General features: G+C 58.2%; 14 protein-coding genes. 9 read left to right on the top strand and 5 right to left on the bottom strand.

Annotated features, from left to right (window positions below):
* Positions 1–9: 9 nt before the first annotated feature.
* Positions 10–1119, top strand: a complete 1110-nt coding sequence (locus tag AC4PCC_RS14000) for a suppressor of fused domain protein (protein WP_492124918.1) — start codon at positions 10–12, stop codon at positions 1117–1119.
* On the opposite strand, the gene AC4PCC_RS13995 is transcribed toward AC4PCC_RS14000, so the two are convergent.
* Together AC4PCC_RS13995 and AC4PCC_RS13990 are read right to left on the bottom strand one after the other, a co-directional pair.
* On the bottom strand, positions 1116–1508 hold the full coding sequence (locus tag AC4PCC_RS13995) for a hypothetical protein (protein WP_492124917.1): 393 nt from the start codon (positions 1506–1508) through the stop codon (positions 1116–1118). The two genes, AC4PCC_RS14000 and AC4PCC_RS13995, sit on opposite strands and share 4 nt — an antisense overlap.
* Positions 1509–2085: 577 nt before the next feature.
* The gene (locus tag AC4PCC_RS13990; protein ID WP_492124916.1) at positions 2086–2385 is read right to left on the bottom strand and encodes a TM2 domain-containing protein; all 300 of its coding nucleotides are present in this window, start codon (positions 2383–2385) and stop codon (positions 2086–2088) included.
* Positions 2386–2833: 448 nt separating this feature from the next.
* Here AC4PCC_RS13990 and idi point away from each other — a divergent pair, with 448 nt between their 5' ends.
* Positions 2834–3376, top strand: coding sequence for an isopentenyl-diphosphate Delta-isomerase (idi, locus tag AC4PCC_RS13985; RefSeq protein ID WP_492124915.1), 543 nt, complete (start codon positions 2834–2836; stop codon positions 3374–3376).
* Positions 3377–3432: 56 nt separating this feature from the next.
* On the opposite strand, the gene AC4PCC_RS13980 is transcribed toward idi, so the two are convergent.
* Complete coding sequence (locus tag AC4PCC_RS13980; protein WP_492124914.1) at positions 3433–4911, bottom strand: MFS transporter; 1479 nt, start codon at positions 4909–4911, stop codon at positions 3433–3435.
* Positions 4912–5157: 246 nt separating this feature from the next.
* Here AC4PCC_RS13980 and osmF point away from each other — a divergent pair, with 246 nt between their 5' ends.
* The 4 genes from osmF to AC4PCC_RS13960 are packed head-to-tail and all read left to right on the top strand — an operon-like array spanning position 5158 to position 8909.
* Complete coding sequence (gene osmF, locus AC4PCC_RS13975; protein ID WP_492127529.1) at positions 5158–6057, top strand: glycine betaine ABC transporter substrate-binding protein OsmF; 900 nt, start codon at positions 5158–5160, stop codon at positions 6055–6057.
* Positions 6058–6092: 35 nt separating this feature from the next.
* The gene (locus AC4PCC_RS13970) at positions 6093–7250 is read left to right on the top strand and encodes an ABC transporter permease (RefSeq protein WP_492124913.1); all 1158 of its coding nucleotides are present in this window, start codon (positions 6093–6095) and stop codon (positions 7248–7250) included.
* The gene (locus AC4PCC_RS13965; RefSeq protein WP_492124912.1) at positions 7250–8182 is read left to right on the top strand and encodes an ABC transporter ATP-binding protein; all 933 of its coding nucleotides are present in this window, start codon (positions 7250–7252) and stop codon (positions 8180–8182) included. Before AC4PCC_RS13970 ends, AC4PCC_RS13965 begins: the two co-directional genes overlap by 1 nt.
* Position 8183: 1 nt before the next feature.
* Positions 8184–8909, top strand: a complete 726-nt coding sequence (locus tag AC4PCC_RS13960; RefSeq protein WP_067702610.1) for an ABC transporter permease — start codon at positions 8184–8186, stop codon at positions 8907–8909.
* On the opposite strand, the gene AC4PCC_RS13955 is transcribed toward AC4PCC_RS13960, so the two are convergent.
* Together AC4PCC_RS13955 and AC4PCC_RS13950 are read right to left on the bottom strand one after the other, a co-directional pair.
* Positions 8896–9000, bottom strand: a complete 105-nt coding sequence (locus AC4PCC_RS13955) for a protein YohO (protein WP_073980957.1) — start codon at positions 8998–9000, stop codon at positions 8896–8898. The two genes, AC4PCC_RS13960 and AC4PCC_RS13955, sit on opposite strands and share 14 nt — an antisense overlap.
* A gap of 92 nt (positions 9001–9092) precedes the next feature.
* Positions 9093–9824: a MerR family transcriptional regulator gene (locus tag AC4PCC_RS13950; protein ID WP_492124911.1), complete on the bottom strand. Its 732-nt coding sequence runs from the start codon at positions 9822–9824 to the stop codon at positions 9093–9095.
* Positions 9825–9972: 148 nt separating this feature from the next.
* On the opposite strand from AC4PCC_RS13950, the gene AC4PCC_RS13945 reads away from it, so the two are divergent.
* From AC4PCC_RS13945 to AC4PCC_RS13935, 3 genes are all read left to right on the top strand, one after another.
* Positions 9973–10536 (top strand): helix-turn-helix domain-containing protein, encoded by a 564-nt coding sequence (locus AC4PCC_RS13945; RefSeq protein WP_492124910.1) that lies wholly within the window; start codon positions 9973–9975, stop codon positions 10534–10536.
* Between the two features lie 142 nt (positions 10537–10678).
* Positions 10679–11089: a GNAT family N-acetyltransferase gene (locus tag AC4PCC_RS13940; protein ID WP_492124909.1), complete on the top strand. Its 411-nt coding sequence runs from the start codon at positions 10679–10681 to the stop codon at positions 11087–11089.
* A gap of 170 nt (positions 11090–11259) precedes the next feature.
* Positions 11260–12903, top strand: coding sequence for a ShlB/FhaC/HecB family hemolysin secretion/activation protein (locus AC4PCC_RS13935; RefSeq protein ID WP_492127528.1), 1644 nt, complete (start codon positions 11260–11262; stop codon positions 12901–12903).
* Positions 12904–12913: the final 10 nt, after the last annotated feature.

The following is a 12913-nucleotide window of genomic DNA, read 5'->3' as shown; positions in this document are numbered from 1 at the left end:
CGAGGCTATATGAGACCGTCGTACCTGATTGCTGAAGTGGCTAATCAGCAACAAACGCTGATCGCCAGGGTTGAACAGGATGAGCGCACGGCTTATTTCTACCTGTGGCCCGCCGAGTCTTTTCGCAGTCAGTTTGCCGTACGCGGCTGCTGGCTACGTAATCTTCTGCCTGCACCTGCCCGCGAAGACGTAGAGGCCATGGAGCAGGGGATAGCACCGCTGTTAAGCGCCAGCTTCTGTCGCACGCTGGAAGCGGAACCTGCTTTGGACCCCGCTGGTTTACAAATTATTTGGGAACCGTCCGATGACGGTGCGGCGCTCTGGTATCAGGGGCAGCTGCTGGCCGTGATCCCGGGCTGGAGTCTGTACCAGAATAAGCAGGTGAGCTTTTCGGCCGGATGCATTAAGGAAAACCGTCTGACCGCGCCGCTGGGGTCGGCTTCGACCAATGATAATTACGCCCAGGCTGAAAAAAACCGCCTTTTCTGGCGTGACTGGCACGACGCACATCTGTGGGAGCCTATGCAGCGCGATTTGCTTAAGTGTTACGAGTCCCACTACGGCGAATCCCTTAAGTATTATGCTATCGATCAGGGGAGCTGGCCGCCGATGGCCATTTCCCAGCACTACCATCAGGGGAGCTGGTTTTTCCTGACGCTGGGGATGAGCATTCGCCCCATGCCCTGGGTCGATTATCTGTATCAGGAGCTGGCCCCACAGTATCGCCGCGCCGAAATGGCGATGGCGATTGATGCCGGGGTGATGACCGAGGAGAACGCGGTGCAGATGGCCAGTGCGCTGGCAGGTTTCGCACATTTCCCCTGGGCACGGCTTAGCTGGCTGGGGGAGGGGCATACGCTGGAGTCAGCGGTCGCGCCGGTGGGTTTTGAAGGTTTTCTGCTGTCGGGTGAGCTGGGGCGTGAGGAGGGGCAGTTTGCCTTACCTAAGCGCGAGGGTGATAAGGTTAATTTGTTTTGGGCAACGCCGGTGACCACTGCCGAGCGTGAGTTCGCGCAGGCCGATGAGAATGGGGGTTATCAGCTGCTTGAGCGGCTGATGCAATCCGGTGCCGGTCATATTTTCCGCCCCCGCCAGCAGATTGTCGATCCAGAGAGTTAAGCACGGGCATTGCCTTGCGCGGCAAGGCTGGGGTAGTCGCCAGCGGGTGGTGCCCGGTGCCCGGTGTCTGGCGCGGCAAGGCTGGAGTAGTCGCCAACGTGTGGTGCCCGGTGCCAGGCGGTCCTCGCGCCGCGCGTGGCGCGGTTCCTTCGCTCCGCTCGTCGACCTTTCGGAGCGGGCATGACGGCACATCCCTGTCCCGGCATGCCCTTGTGCCAGCATCCCTGCTGGCCCATCCGGGTCTTCCTCTCTGCACTCAGCGCTGCGGATTGCCTGTCACCGGGCCCCACCCGCCTGCTTATTGCATTGTGCTGGCTGCGGTTAAGGGCGGTGTCGGACAGGCAATCCCAGGCAGGTTTGAATGCGTACAGGAAGTATGCAATGACCAAAATAGTTGGGATTTGAAGAAAATCAGAAGACTGAGAGTGCACAGTTTGTTGTGACTGGTTTTTTCGTGGTGCAGATAAATGACCTAAATAGCGGCACCAAAAACTAAATCGAAAAGTGAGCCGAATCCTGCGCGAGAGCAAACCTTAACGGGGATAGGCTGGGAAACCTGCGGACAGATAAACGGTTTTACCGGAGCAGCTCAGCAGCCCCTGGACAGATAAACGGTTTTACCGGAAGCGGCTCAGAAGCCTGAGAGGTGGATAATCCCTGCGGGTGACGGGCATTCCGCAGCGCTGCGGCGCAGACGGAAGGCCAGGCGAGGGCAGCAGGGATGCTGCACTCAGGGAGCGGCGGGCAGGGATGCCCGCTCGCGACCGTGCCGTCCGGCCTGGAGTCGGAGCCAAAGGCACCAGGCAAAGCCTGGCGTGAGGACGCCCGGCACCCGCAGGGATTATCCACCGGCACAGCAGAAATTCCAGCCAGCACAACCCACCGGCACAGCAGCAATTCCAGCCAGCACAACCACCCAGATATAATGCAATTCAGTGCGGTTGATAATTATATTGCCCTGACCCATCAGCCATATTTTTTGGCGAAATTCTCATCAGATGTGCAAAGGTAAATAATAAACTCAAAAAAGGCGATCAGCGCCGGAATGAACGTCCAGCAAAAAATCAGATAGAGAAACCCCTGCCCAACACGGCCAAGATAAAACTTGTGAACGCCAAATCCGCCGAGGAAAAAGGCTAACAGCGCTGCTGCAATTCGGCTCTTTTCTCCTGTCACCGCACCCTGCGTTGCGCCACACTGTGGACAGGCTCTGGCAGAACTGTGAATTTCCTTACCGCAACCCCGGCAAAAAACCATCCCAGACATATAAACCTCCATTTAATAAATAAAAATTAACTTTCCCGTTATCGGCACCTACCAGAAATTACTTAATACCGACAGGACAAAAAAAGCCTTATGTATTTTGCCCCGGGAGTCATTCGCAGACAATGGGCATTATTCTACTTATCCTGCCCGGCTAAATTATCGGCAGCCATCATATCAAAATGGCAATCGATGCAAATATAAATATTGCAGGACGCGATAAAAAACCTCCGGTATTATTCGTGGATCTGGAGATGATCCTGCCTGTGGAATGACACACGTGCAGCAATACTTTACGGTGATCGGATTCACCATCCGCCTTCTTGCGATCGGCGTCTCTACCCGCCCAATCCTGTTAAAGTTGCGTAACCTTTCTCATTTCGCACGAATTTTACGTCATCAGGTTAAAAAGATGTGCCACACTAACTGGGAATTATCTTAAGGAGGGCGAATGTCTGCAATCGAAGTGATACTGGTCGATCGTCACGATCGCCCTACCGGCCGCATGGAAAAGCTGGAGGTGCATGAAAAGGGACTGCTGCATCGCGCGGTGACCGTCTATATCTTCAACTCGCGTCATCAACTGCTGCTACAGCAGCGCGCCAGTGGGAAATACCACTGCGGCGGGCTGTGGAGTAACACCACCTGCGGTCATCCTTACCCGGAAGAAGCGACCCGCCATGCCGCCGAGCGACGCCTGCGCGAAGAGATGGGCATGCGCCTGTCGCTGGAACCGGTATTTGAACTGAGCTACAACCTCCCGCTCAGTAACGGTCTGACCGAACACGAGTACGGCCACGTTTTTTTCGCTATTAGCGACGAGCTGCCCCAGATGAATGCCGATGAAGCGGAAGCCTACCGCTACATCTCACTGAACGAGCTGGAAAATGAGATGGTGCAACATCCCGAGCGCTTTACGCCGTGGTTTCTGCACACCTTCTCCCGTATTCCCGCCCAGTTTCAGCAGTTCAGCCAAAAACAGATGGCCGGATAACATTCCGGCCCTCCGCTTCCGTTCCCGCGCCTGCGCCAGTCAGTAGATGACCAGCATCACTGGCTGGCGGAACTGAAATCCTCCGCATCCACATCATAGCCCGACGGCTCCCAGCGAATGAACAGTAACGCCAGCAGCCCTGCCAGCGGTGCCAGCGCAATAATCCAGAAGACGCGGGTGCTGAGGGCGGCGGCCAGCAGCGGGAACAAAAACAGCGAAACCGTCGAGCTGGCGCGCATCAGCGTCTGGTTAAAACCGACGCCCACGCCGCGCAGCGAAGTGGGATAGCTGAGTGATGCGAAAGTCATGGTATGGGAGCCCGGACCAACTCCCTGGCCCAGCAGGAAAAGCGCCAGCATGGCAACAGAAAGGGCCGCCTCTGCGCCGCTGCCCGGCTTGCCCACCAGGGCCAGACCGACCAGCGCCACCAGCTGAAAAACGTAGCCCAGCACGGTCATCTTCCAGGCACCAAAGCGTGGGACCAGCCGCACGGCGAGCAGCCCGCCGGTAAAGGCAAAAAGCAAATTTAACGCCAGTGAAACCAGAATGGTGGTCAGCATCGACTGCGCCAGAAAGCTGGAGATAATCACCGGCAGGCCAAAGGCTACGGCGTTATAAGCGAAAGCCGAGGCGACCGCCGTGACGGTGGCCAGAATCGTCCGGCGCAGGTAAATCCCCTTCAGCAGTTCACCGTAATTACGCCAGCTTGCCGCACGCACGGGCTTAACGGGCGGTCGTTCCGACGCCTCCGCCACCTGGGCGTTAATGCCCCAGGCATTGCGCAGGATCGCCGCGGCCCCTTGCAGATCGCCCTGATTGGCCGCCCAGACGGGCGACTCGCTCATATAGCGACTGCGAATAGCAATAATCAGCAGGGCAGGTACTGCGCCAAAGCCGAGAATGATACGCCATAGCCAGCCGGCATACTCATCGGGCAGCACCGCGTAGAAAAACAGCACCAGCAGCCAGGAGATGGAGATCGCGGCGTACCAGGTGGGGCACCACATAGCGATACTGGAGGCTTTATTTCCCCGCCCCCTGAGCTTCGAAAATTCGGCCAGAAACGCCATCGCGACCGGTAAATCAATCCCGACACCCAGCCCCATCACAAAGCGCGCCCCGGCCAGCACGTACTCGTTGGGGGCAAACGCACAGGCGATGGCGGCGACCACAAAGAAGAACATATCAGCCATAAAGACGCGATAGCGCCCGATTTTGTCGGTCAGATAGCCCCCCGCCAGCGCGCCGACAATGGCCCCGAAGGCAATGGCCGACGCCACCATCCCCGCGCCACCCGGAGAGAGGCCAAACTCCCGCGTAATATCCTTCATGCCGAAGGCTAGCGAGCCTAAATCATAGGCATCCAGAAAAACCCCGCCCAGTGCGATACCAATCACAATGCGCGCATTATTTCGCGACTGCGTACTGGTATTGATCAGATGCGAAACATCGGCTGCCTCGCGGATAATAACGGGCTCGCCCGTCGGGATATTCCCTGCCATGGCGACGTGCGCCGACGTGGTTGAAAGCGTCATAATGTTGTGTTCAGTTTTATTAGAATAAGCGCTGAGAATACACGCGAGCGGTACGGAGGGAAATAGTTCGTACCTCTGACCTTATTGGCTTCAGTTAACAAAAATTCGCCGCCGGGCGACAGCAGGGTGATGACCCGCGCGCTTTTTTGCCGTCCGGCTTCATCCGTTAATTTATTAGGCTACGCTTGTTACTAACCTGACGAAAAGGAAAAGAAAATGGCAAAGGTAACCGCGCGCGGCGGCGTAATGACGCTGGCCGTTCTACTGGCACTGGCAGGATCGGCGACGGCCGCCGATCCGGTCAGGGTGGGATCGAAAATTGATACGGAAGGATCGCTGCTCGGCAATATTATCCTCCAGGTTCTGGATAACCACGGTGTAAAAACTATCAATAAAGTCCAGCTGGGCACCACGCAGGTCGTTCGCGGTGCAATTACGGCGGGCGAACTGGATATCTATCCGGAATACACCGGGAACGGCGCCTTCTTCTTTAATGACGAACAGGATCCGGCCTGGAAAAATGCGCAGGCGGGCTATGAAAAAGTAAAAAAACTGGATGAGGAAAAAAACCATCTGACCTGGCTTACCCCCTCACCGGCGAACAACACCTGGACCATTGCGGTCAGCGGCGATCTGGCGAAGAAAAATAATCTGAATTCACTGGACGACCTGAGCGCCTGGCTGAAAAAGGGCGGGGAGTTCAGGCTGGCGGCCTCGGCCGAATTTATCGAGCGCCCTGATGCGCTCCCGGCCTTCCAGAAAGCCTATGGGTTTACGCTTAAGCAGGACCAGCTCCTGTCGCTGGCCGGAGGCGATACGGCGGTCACCGTGAAGGCCGCTGCGCAACATACCTCTGGCGTTAACGCCGCAATGGCTTACGGCACGGACGGCCCGGTAGCCGCACTTGGCCTGCAAACGCTTAGCGATCCTAAAGGCGTGCAGCCGGTCTATGCGCCCGCCCCGGTGATACGTGATGCGGTACTGAAAGCCTATCCGGACATTGCGGAGTGGCTGAAACCCGTCTTTGCTTCACTCGACGAAAAAACGCTGCAATCGCTCAACGCGAAAATAGCGGTAGAGGGGCAGGATGCTAAGAAAGTGGCTGCGGACTATCTGCAACAAAAGCAGCTGCTACAGGCTAAGTAAAGGCCGGTTTGATGGCCGGTTATCGCGGGGAAACTGTGCGCCTTACTATTTATAATCGCGTATTGCTGATGCTGGGCGTACTGCTGGCCGCGGCGCTGCTTCTGCTGCCGTTCCTTAACTACGCGCCCAATCGGCTGGTATCCGGTCAGCCTTTTGCCCTGTATCAGCTGATGCCCGGTGGCGGAGAGGGGTGGCTGCTGCCGGTGCTGGTGCTACCGCTGCTGGCATTTCTGCCGCTCTCCCGACGTAATCTGCTGCTGACGCTGTTACTGAGCGAACTGCTGCTGGTGGGGCTGATCGCGCTGGGAGGCGAACTGGCCGCCCGGCTTTCGCAGCAGGGCAGCCCGCTGGCACGCAGCGCCTTCGGCAGCGGCTGCTGGCTGGCGCTGGGCCTCTGTCTGCTGGCCGCAGCGGATGCCGTAACCCGGCTGACGAAAAACCCCCTCTGGCGACTGCTGCTGAACGGACAAATCTGGCTCCCGGTCATCGTTTTAATCCTGAGCGGACAGCTCGATCAGCTGGCGCTGCTGAAGGAGTACGCCAACCGCCGGGAGGTCTTTAATGAGGCGCTAAGCCGCCATTTGCTGTTGCTGCTGGGTACGCTGTTGCCGACCCTGCTTATCGGCATTCCGCTGGGCTGGCTGTGTTACCGAAAAAAATCGGCGCAGTCCCCGGTCTTCGCGGTGCTGAACATTATTCAGACCGTACCCTCTATCGCGCTCTTCGCCCTGTTGATCGCCCCGCTGGCCGGGCTGGCAAAGGCCTTTCCGGCGCTTTCTGACATAGGCATCAGCGGTATCGGGGTAGCGCCCGCGCTGATCGCGCTGGTGCTGTATGCGCTGTTGCCGCTGGTGAGAAGCGTGGTAGCGGGTTTACAGCAGGTACCCCGGGAGGTGGTTGAAACCGCGCGTGGCATGGGCATGACCCCGGCACAGATTTTCTGGCATGCCGAAGTGCCGCTGGCGCTGCCGGTACTGCTTTCCGGGCTGCGGGTCATTTCGGTTCAGACCGTGGGCATGGCGGCGATTGCCGCGCTGATTGGGGCCGGTGGGTTTGGTGCCATCATCTTTCAGGGCCTTCTCAGCAGCGCGCTGGAACTGGTACTGCTGGGGGTGATCCCGGTCATTGCGCTGGCGGTGGTGGTTGATGCCTTGTTCAAATTTCTCCTTTCGCTGACCGAGGCAAAGCGCTAATGATCAACTTTAACGGAGTGAGCAAATATTTTGACGGAAAACCGGCCGTCAGCGATCTGACGCTAAATATTGCCGACGGGGAATTTACGGTGCTGATTGGCACATCGGGTTCGGGTAAGTCCACCACTCTGAAAATGATAAACCGCCTGATTGAGCATGATGAGGGGTCGATTCTGTTCGCCGGAGAGGAGATCCGCCAGTTCAACCCTCAGGTGCTTCGCCGACGTATGGGCTACGCCATCCAGTCAATAGGACTTTTCCCTCACTGGACGGTAGAGAAGAATATCGCCACCGTGCCCGCGCTGCTTAACTGGCCGAAGGCGCGCATCGCCGGGCGGGTCAGCGAGCTGCTGGCACTGCTGAATCTCGAGGATCATTTTCGTCACCGCTACCCTCATCAGCTTTCCGGCGGGCAGCAGCAGCGGGTGGGAGTAGCCCGCGCGCTGGCGGCCGATCCTGAGGTACTGCTGATGGATGAGCCTTTCGGTGCGCTGGATCCGGTAACGCGAGCCGCGCTCCAGCAGGAGATTGTGCGCATTCATCAGCTTTCTGGCCGCACTATCGTGTTGGTGACGCACGATATTGATGAAGCCCTGGCGCTGGCGGACCGTCTGGTGCTTATGGACGGCGGTAAAGTGATTCAGCAGGGTACGCCGCTGGAGATGCTGACCCGACCCAAAAACGCCTTCGTGCAGGACTTTTTTGGCCGTAGTGAGCTGGGCGTCAGGCTGTTGTCACTCGGCAACGCCGGCGCGGCGGCGCGGCGGGGAGAGTGGCTGGATGAAGAGGCCATTCCCGAAAGTATGACCCTGCGCGAGGCGCTGTCGCAGTTCATTGCCCGACAGACCGATCGGCTGGCGGTGACAGATGCGCAGCATCGCCCGCTTGGCGTGCTGTATTTCGCCGATCTGCTGCGGCAGAAGGGGGCTTAAGATGCGCTGGCTCCGCGATCCGCTATTATGGCTGATTCTGTTATTTGTGGCTCTGCTGCTGCTCATGCCCTTAAGCGGCCCGCTGTTTGCCCGGGCCTTTCCGCAGCTGGAGCGCCCGCTGTACCAGCAGGACAGTTTTGTTCAGCTGGCCCTGTCACATATCAAACTGGTGGCATTTTCCAGCTTTTTTGCCGTCATTATCGGCATGGGGGCCGGCGTACTGGTTACGCGCCGGGCCGGGAAGGAGTTTCGATCGCTGACTGAAACGCTGGTCGCGGCAGGTCAGACGTTTCCACCGGTAGCCGTATTAGCCATTGCCGTGCCGGTGATGGGATTTGGCGAAGCGCCGGCGATTATCGCGCTGCTGCTGTATGGCCTGCTGCCCGTTCTACAGGGGACGCTGGCCGGTATTGATGCGGTGCCTGCCAGCGCCAGAGAAATCGCCGAAGGCGTAGGCATGAGCGCGTGGCAAATTTTGTGCAAAGTGGAGTTGCCACTGGCCGCACCGGTGATTCTGGCAGGGATCAGGACATCGGTGATTATTAATATCGGTACGGCGGCGATTGCCTCTACCGTGGGAGCGAAAACGCTGGGAACCCCGGTGATTATTGGATTGAGCGGATTTAACACGGCTTATGTTATCCAGGGCGCCTGCCTGGTCGCCCTGCTGGCGATCGTGACCGATCGACTTTTCGAGCGGTTAATGCGGCGGTTTAAGAACGGATAAGGATGGTGTAGCCGGTCAGCATCACGCCGCCAATGCCACCGAGGGCCATCATCAGGAAGATAATAATTACACCAATTTTTTGCCAGTTCATGCCGTTGCCCGTTTGTTGAAGCGCTGAGGGCACGAGTATATCGCCTTTCCCACCCTCGCGTTAAGCCTTTGCTGGCTTTTTAACGACGTTCGCTAATGACCGATATGTGAGACGGTAAATCCCTGCTCCTGCCAGTGATTCATCATCTCCTGCTGCCGGTGGGTTAACGCTTTTCCAGTAAAAATGAAGATCTTCTGGCCAGGAAACAGCTCCGGGCGGGGCATCTCCAGCGGCTCGGCCATCACGTCCATCCGCCAGCCCTGCTGTGATAACCGCCATGCTTCAAGCCACAGCCGCGTACGGTCCTCCGTCCCCCAGCCCATTAGCAGCGCATCCTTACCCGCTTTCTTGCGCGAGCCGGTAAGACAGAATGCCACATAGTCGATTAGCGCGCCGTCCAGCAGACTGCACATGGCACGCGCGGTATTTTGATCCAGGCCGAGCCGCTGCCGGATGGGCAGAAAAACGTTGTCTATCAGCACATCCGCCGGATTTTCCCGGCCAATGGTGGCGATTTTATTCCTGATTTTTGCCGGTTTAACGTGACGAAGAACGGTCATCATCTCTTCTTTGAGAGTGGACCAGGCATCATCCACGCTGATATTTTCCCCCTCCAGCAACGCCTTGACTTTGCCAACGGGAACACCGCTTCCAATCCAGCGCTTAATTTCTTCAATGCGCAGAATATCGTCTTCATCAAACTGTCGGTGACCCCCTTCAGTCCGCTGAGGCTTCAGTAAGCCATAGCGGCGCTGCCAGGCACGAAGCGTAACGGGGTTGATCCCGCAGCGTTCGGCAACGTCACCAATACTGTACAATGCCATGCAATTCCTCTTATCTTTCTTCTCTCACCCTAACCGTAGCGGACTCTACCCGCCTGTACAACTATTTTTTTATTGTACAAGTTGAGGCAGAATAGAAAATCAGCTATATCTCATATAAGAGATTATTTCCCATATTAGAGAAAATTAAGTGCACATATCACTCGCTGAACATCGCCTCGCTCAACGCCTGGCTCAGCTTCGTCTGGAGAGGAACTGGTCGCTGGAGGCACTGGCCGAACTGACAGGTATTAGCCGCGCATCACTTTCCAGGATCGAACGCGCGGAAACCAGCCCGACCGCCTCGCTGCTTAACCGACTGTGCATCGCCTACGGTTTAACCCTGTCGCGGTTGCTGAGCGGCGTTGATGAGGAGGGGCCTGTGCATCTGCGTTTGGCGGCGCAAAACGTCTGGTGCGATCGCCAGAGCGGCTTTGAGAGACGCAGCGTTTCGCCTCCCGCAACAGGCTTTCTGGGCGAGCTGGTGGAAGCACGGCTCAAGGCGGGTGCACTGATCAACTACGATGCCCCGCCAGTCGCCGGAATCGAGCAGCATCTCTGGATACTGGGCGGCGTGCTGTTATTCAACATGAACGATCGGCAGTGGCGTCTGGAAGCGGGGGACTCTCTGCGATTTCATCTCTCCGGGCGCTCTTCGTTTCACGCACCCGAAGCAGAAGGGGCACACTACGTGCTGGTCGTCTGCCGTGCTTAAAAACTTTACCCGCAACCGATCCACTGAACACAACTAAGGTAATTTTTATGACGCTTTCCTGGGATTTGCTTACTGCCGATCTGGCCTGCGCTGAGCATGCCTGTGTAATGTGCTGAGCGCCTGCGTAGCGCAGGGTGCCAGCGTGGGCTTTGTCAGTCTGGATCCTGAACCCATGCGCCATTTCTGGCACGGGGTCATCGCCAGCCTGAAAAGCGGCGATCGCCAGCTGATGGTTGCGCGCCTTGACGGCAGGATAGTTGCGACGGTTATCCTGGTGTTGGGCATGATGCCCAATGGCGCACACCGCGCGGAAATCGCTAAGCTGCTGGTGCATCCGGAGGCCAGGCGGCGCGGCATCGCCCGTCAGCTGCTGTCCCGTGCCGAGCAGCTTGCCCGGCAGGCAGGCAGAACGCTGCTGGTGCTGGATACGCGCAGCGGCGATGTGGCAGAACAGCTTTATCTGACGCAGGGCTGGAAAATAAGCGGACAGATCCCGGGGTATGCGCTTTCCACCGACGGCGCACTTTCGCCCGCCGCGTTTGCACCGAGATAAACTCGTCTCATTTTATTACATCTTTGATTGAATATTAAACGGGCAACGAATAGAATGCCGCGCGTAAACGGGGTTGATTAAGGATTAATTAACGCCAATAACGGACTTAGCCAACAGGGAAGTGAAAGGTGAAAAGGGATTTTTTACAGCGTTGCCGCGCGGCAGCCTTGCTGAGCGCGCAGGCGCTATTCTTTAGCAGCGCGGCCATCGCCGCGCCTGAATCTGAAGCCATTATTCACCAGCAGGAGCGGCAGAGGGCGCTTGAACAACAGCTTCAGCCCGCTACGCCTGACGTACGTCTTTCGCCACCCGCTACGGGCAGCTCCAGGCTGCACTTTCCCGATGAGACTCCCTGCTTCCCACTCCAGCAGATCCTGCTAAAGGGGACAGAGGACTTTCCCCACTGGCTCCCGCTCCAGCGCCTGGCAAATCAGGCCAGCGGCCGCTGTCTCGGCGCGCAGGGCATCAACCTGCTAATGAGCGCCCTGCAAAATTTGCTTATCGATCGCGGCTATGTCACCAGCCGGGTGCTGGCACCCGCGCAGGATCTGACTCAGGGTTCGCTCACCCTCCAGCTGTTTGCCGGCAAAGCCAGTGCCGTCAGCCTGACGCCGCAAAGCGGGCGCTACGTTAACCTGTGGACCGCGCTGCCGGCGCGCGCGGGAACGCTGTTCGATTTGCGCGATGTCGAGCAGGGACTGGAAAATCTCCAGCGGCTTCCCACGGTGACGGCAGAGATGTCGCTGTCACCCGGCGCTAAACCCGGCGAGAGCGACGTCAGCATTGACTGGCAGCAGCGCAAAATGTGGCGGCTGGGCGCCTCTCTTGATGATGCGGGCGCGACCGGCACCGGACGCATTCAGGGAGGAGTGACCTTCTATCTGGACAATCCGCTGTCGCTCAGCGATCTGTTCTATGTATCGGCCAGCCACGACCTGGCGCGCGGCAGCGATAAAAACAGTAAAAATCTGACCGGCCACTACTCCGTGCCGTTTGGCTACTGGCAGCTTGGGATGACCGCCAGCAAATACCGCTATCTTCAGACGGTGGCAGGACGCTACGCCGATGTGCGCTACAGCGGGGTTAGCCAGAGCCTGAACGGCCAGCTCAGCCGCGTTCTGCACCGCACCGGCAGCCAGAAAACCACCCTCATCTGGGATCTTCTCACCCGCCAGACGCGCAGCTACCTTGATGACACCGAAATCGGCGTCCAGCGCAGCCATACCTCCGCGTGGCGACTGGGTCTGCAGCATCGACACTATATCGGTGCCGCGACGCTGGATGCGGGCGTCAGCTATCAGCGCGGAACGCGCTGGTTTGGCGCCATCCCGGCACCTTCCGAAGCCTGGGGGGAAGGCACCGCGCTGGCGAAAATTCTGCAGCTAAACGGTCAGTTTTCCGTGCCTTTTACGCTATCCGCGCAGCGCTTCAGCTTCACCAGCCAGTATCTGCGCCAGATGAGCAGCACGCCGCTGACCCCGCAGGACCGCTTCTCTATTGGCAGCCGCTGGACGGTACGGGGTTTTGACGGTGAACGCTCGCTTAGCGCCGACAGCGGCTGGACGGTACGTAACGATATTGGCTGGGCAACGCCCGTCCCGGCGCAGCAGCTCTATCTGGCGGTGGACTACGGTGAAACCGGCAGCCGGGGGAGCGATCTGCTGGGCCGACATCTGGCCGGTGGCGCCGTCGGGCTGCGCGGTAGCGCCCTGAATACCGGCTATGACCTCTTTGCCGGGGTGCCGCTGGCAAAACCCGCGGGATACCACACCAGCGGCGCAAGCTTCGGCTTCAACCTGAACTGGAATTACTGAGCGCATCGTA

It is taken from the genome of Erwinia sp. L03-1 (assembly GCF_058686115.1).
Note: the sequence above shows the minus strand (reverse complement) of the source record. Positions and strands in the feature narration are given on the sequence as shown.

Coding starts and splice junctions, on each gene's coding strand:
- AC4PCC_RS14000 (WP_492124918.1), top strand. CDS start 10: ATGAGACCGTCGTACCTGATTGCTGAAGTGGCTAATCAGCAACAAACG.
- AC4PCC_RS13990 (WP_492124916.1), bottom strand. CDS start 2,385: ATGTCTGGGATGGTTTTTTGCCGGGGTTGCGGTAAGGAAATTCACAGT.
- idi (WP_492124915.1), top strand. CDS start 2,834: ATGTCTGCAATCGAAGTGATACTGGTCGATCGTCACGATCGCCCTACC.
- AC4PCC_RS13980 (WP_492124914.1), bottom strand. CDS start 4,911: ATGACGCTTTCAACCACGTCGGCGCACGTCGCCATGGCAGGGAATATC.
- osmF (WP_492127529.1), top strand. CDS start 5,158: ATGACGCTGGCCGTTCTACTGGCACTGGCAGGATCGGCGACGGCCGCC.
- AC4PCC_RS13965 (WP_492124912.1), top strand. CDS start 7,250: ATGATCAACTTTAACGGAGTGAGCAAATATTTTGACGGAAAACCGGCC.
- AC4PCC_RS13960 (WP_067702610.1), top strand. CDS start 8,184: ATGCGCTGGCTCCGCGATCCGCTATTATGGCTGATTCTGTTATTTGTG.
- AC4PCC_RS13955 (WP_073980957.1), bottom strand. CDS start 9,000: ATGAACTGGCAAAAAATTGGTGTAATTATTATCTTCCTGATGATGGCC.
- AC4PCC_RS13950 (WP_492124911.1), bottom strand. CDS start 9,824: ATGGCATTGTACAGTATTGGTGACGTTGCCGAACGCTGCGGGATCAAC.